Source organism: Pseudomonas sp. SDO5215_S409, assembly GCF_054071325.1.
In genome coordinates this window covers 1-2,955 of sequence record NZ_JBSVWN010000123.1, presented here as the reverse complement: position 1 = coordinate 2,955, position 2,955 = coordinate 1, and the positions used below count along the sequence as shown (strand labels likewise).

General features: G+C 58.4%; 4 protein-coding genes. All 4 read right to left on the bottom strand.

Features of this window, described 5'->3' with window-relative positions; translation table 11 throughout:
• Positions 1-30: 30 nt before the first annotated feature.
• Genes ACW9H9_RS28375 through tnpA form a run of 4 tightly spaced genes read right to left on the bottom strand, consistent with a single transcriptional unit; the run spans position 31 to position 2,874 of the window.
• Positions 31-609, bottom strand: a complete 579-nt coding sequence (locus tag ACW9H9_RS28375; RefSeq protein WP_457346666.1) for a plasmid pRiA4b ORF-3 family protein — start codon at positions 607-609, stop codon at positions 31-33.
• Between the two features lie 3 nt (positions 610-612).
• On the bottom strand, positions 613-2,118 hold the full coding sequence (gene tnpC / locus ACW9H9_RS28370; RefSeq protein WP_457346665.1) for an IS66 family transposase: 1,506 nt from the start codon (positions 2,116-2,118) through the stop codon (positions 613-615).
• Between the two features lie 37 nt (positions 2,119-2,155).
• Entirely contained in the window at positions 2,156-2,500 is a 345-nt protein-coding gene (gene tnpB, locus ACW9H9_RS28365) for an IS66 family insertion sequence element accessory protein TnpB (RefSeq protein ID WP_457346664.1), read from the bottom strand.
• Complete coding sequence (gene tnpA / locus ACW9H9_RS28360) at positions 2,497-2,874, bottom strand: IS66-like element accessory protein TnpA (RefSeq protein ID WP_457346663.1); 378 nt, start codon at positions 2,872-2,874, stop codon at positions 2,497-2,499. Before tnpA ends, tnpB begins: the two co-directional genes overlap by 4 nt.
• Positions 2,875-2,955: the final 81 nt, after the last annotated feature.

The following is a 2,955-nucleotide window of genomic DNA, read 5'->3' as shown; positions in this document are numbered from 1 at the left end:
GTAAGCGTCCGAGCTACACCGCCTTACAACTCAAACCTTAATCCGTTTAAACCACTGGTTCACGCGCTCGCACTCAAATGCCGCGGGGTCAAAAACATCGCCATGCCATTCAACCATGGCGTCATGCTCTGGATGATTGGGGTTGGCCATCGCCTCCAGAAACTCCTCGTAACCAGGCCCGCCACCCACGTCTTCCGGTGGGCAAGCATTGGCGCCGTCGATGCAATACGGCACCTGCGGACAGGCAATAGCGGGTAGCGTTTTTTCGACTTTGATACTGTGATGCCAACTGTCACCAAAGTCGTAGAGATAATTAAATGTCCGCTTTCCGTTCAGCGCCTTGATCAGCGTTTTACGGGCTTCCGGGTTTACCGTCGGCCCCCAGCCATCAGGGTCGGGCATGCCGTAATTCTCACCGGCAATTTCAAACTCATGCAGATGGCTATCACTCCAGCCCATCACGACCTGGATGACATGGTGCAATTTTCCCAAGGTGATGTTTTCAGGCACCGCGAACCGACGCCAAATCTTCGGAGTGATCCACTTCAGCTCGATGTGCAGCAGCAACAGGTCGGGGGCGGGTTTGGGTAAACGGACAGTTTTAACCATGAATCAGGCGGCCTCACAGTGTTCAGTGTGGTTCAAGGATATGTTCCAGGGCAGCAACTCGCTCACCCGATTGATCGGGTGCTCGGCAATGTGTTCAAGCACGTAGGTCAGATAGGCCTGTGGGTTTAACCCGTTTAGCTTGGCAGTACCCACCAGGCTGTAAATCGCTGCGGCTCGTTCTCCGCCGGCATCGGAACCGGCAAACAGGTAGTTTTTGCGGCCCAGCGCGACGGCGCGTAGCGCCCGTTCGGCAGCGTTGTTGTCGATTTCGATTCGGCCGTCATCGCAGTAGCGCGTTAAGGCCTGCCACCGGTTGAGGGAATAGAGGATTGCACCGCCCAATGTCGACTTTTTCGACAGTTGAGTCAGCGTCTGATTAAGCCATGCGTGCAGGTGTTCCAGAAGCGGACTGGCCCGGCTTTGCCGAATCGCTTTGCGTTGGTCGGGCGGTTGCCCTCGAATTTCGCTCTCGATGGCATACAGGGCCACAATCCGTTGCAGCGCCTCGGCGGCAAGGGGGGACGCCTGGTCTTTGTAGACATCGTAAAACTTGCGTCGGGCATGAGCCCAGCAGGCGGCTTCCTCAATAGTGCCTGTCGCATACAGTTGAGCAAAACCGGCGTAGCCGTCAGCCTGCAAGATCCCGTTGAAACTCTTGAGATGAGCGCGCGGATGTTGCCCCTTGCGATCCGGCGAGTAGGCAAACCAGACCGCCGCCGGTGTCGAGTCACCCGCAGGTCGGTCGTCGCGCACGTATGTCCACAGGCGAGCCGTTTTGGTCTTGCCGTTGCCCGGCGCGAGCACGCCAATCGGCGTGTCGTCGGCATGGACTTTGTGACCGCTCATGACGTGGTGCTCAAGCGCGTTGACCAGTGGCCTGAGCAATTGGCTGCTCTGGCCCACCCAGTCGGCCAGGGTTGAGCGCTCCAGTTCCACGCCCTCACGGGCGTAGATTTCGGACTGCCGATACAGCGGCAGATGATCGACAAACTTGGAGACCAGCACATGGGCCAACAACCCCGGGCCTGCAAGGCCTCGGGCTATTGGACGACTCGGCGCCGGCACCTGGGCGATGTGCTCGCAGCAACTGCAAACCATCTTCGGACGGACATGGCGAATGACTTTGAAACGTGCCGGAACGTACTCCAGCACTTCGGAAACATCCTCACCCAAATAGCGAAGCGTCCCACCGCAGCCCGTGCATTGCGACTCGGGCTGATGCACGTGAGTTTCGCGAGGCAGGTGTTCGGGCAATGGTTTGCGGCGCGAAACTGCGCGAGGTGCCGGTTCGACTGGCGGTGTCATTTCGGCTTGGCTGACTTGCAACTCTTCAAGGCTCAACTGGAGCTGATCGATCATCGCGTCCAGTTGCTCGCAGCTGCGACCGAACTGCGTACGACGCAGCTTGGCGATCATCATTTTCAAGCGCTCAATCTCTGCCCGCTGGGCAGAGACCAGAGTCTTCAAGGCTTGAAGATCGTTCGGCAGGGAGTCGGTCACGAGAGTCATGACCGCATGTTACTGGGGATTTTTTCAGCGCGGCAAGTCAGACCGCGAGGACGGGTGCTGTACGAATTGGCCTGCGCCAATCAATGCCTTCCAACAGCATCGATAACTGCGCAGCCGTCAGCGACACGCTGCCGCTGGTTGCTTGCGGCCAGACGAAGCGCCCTTGTTCCAATCGTTTGCAAAACAGACACAAGCCGTCGCCATCCCACCACAACAGCTTGATCCGGTCACCGCGCCGTCCGCGAAAAGCAAAGATCTGACCGGAGAACGGGTCAGCTCCCAGCTGTGTCTGCACCATTGCCGCTAAACCATCGAAGCCACGACGCATGTCGGTGAATCCTGCGGCGATCCAGATACGGGTTCCAGCGGGCGGGGCAATCATCGCAATAACTGCTGCAAGACGAATTGCAGTGTCTGCGGATCGGGTGCGCCCGTGATACGCAGCTTGGCTTTTCCGACCTCAACTGCGATCTCGGAATGACACTCCGCCTGTGGCTGGACGACGTGTGGCAGATCGATTGGCGCCTCAATCACCTGGACGGGCAAAAGCGTTGCGCTCTGGCTAACGGTGCCGAATAGCCCTTCCTGATATTGATGCCGCCAGCGAAACACGAGGTTGGCATTGACGTCATGCTCACGAGCGATCAACGACACGGAGGCGCCAGGCTGGAGGGTCGCCTCGACGACTTGGCGTTTGAACGCCAGCGAGAAGTTGGGGCGGCGGCCGGTTCGACGAACGGGGGCAACGTTATCCAAGATAGTGTCCACTAAAAATGGTGTCCACTATCTTGGCCAATTTGGAGGGCTGTCAGCAGAGGGTGCTGGCCGGACGGTTAC

What these genes read in the sequence shown, in the direction of transcription:
- ACW9H9_RS28375 (WP_457346666.1), bottom strand. Translation starts at nt 609, where the DNA reads ATGGTTAAAACTGTCCGTTTACCCAAACCCGCCCCCGACCTGTTGCTG.
- tnpC (WP_457346665.1), bottom strand. Translation starts at nt 2,118, where the DNA reads ATGACTCTCGTGACCGACTCCCTGCCGAACGATCTTCAAGCCTTGAAG.
- tnpB (WP_457346664.1), bottom strand. Translation starts at nt 2,500, where the DNA reads ATGATTGCCCCGCCCGCTGGAACCCGTATCTGGATCGCCGCAGGATTC.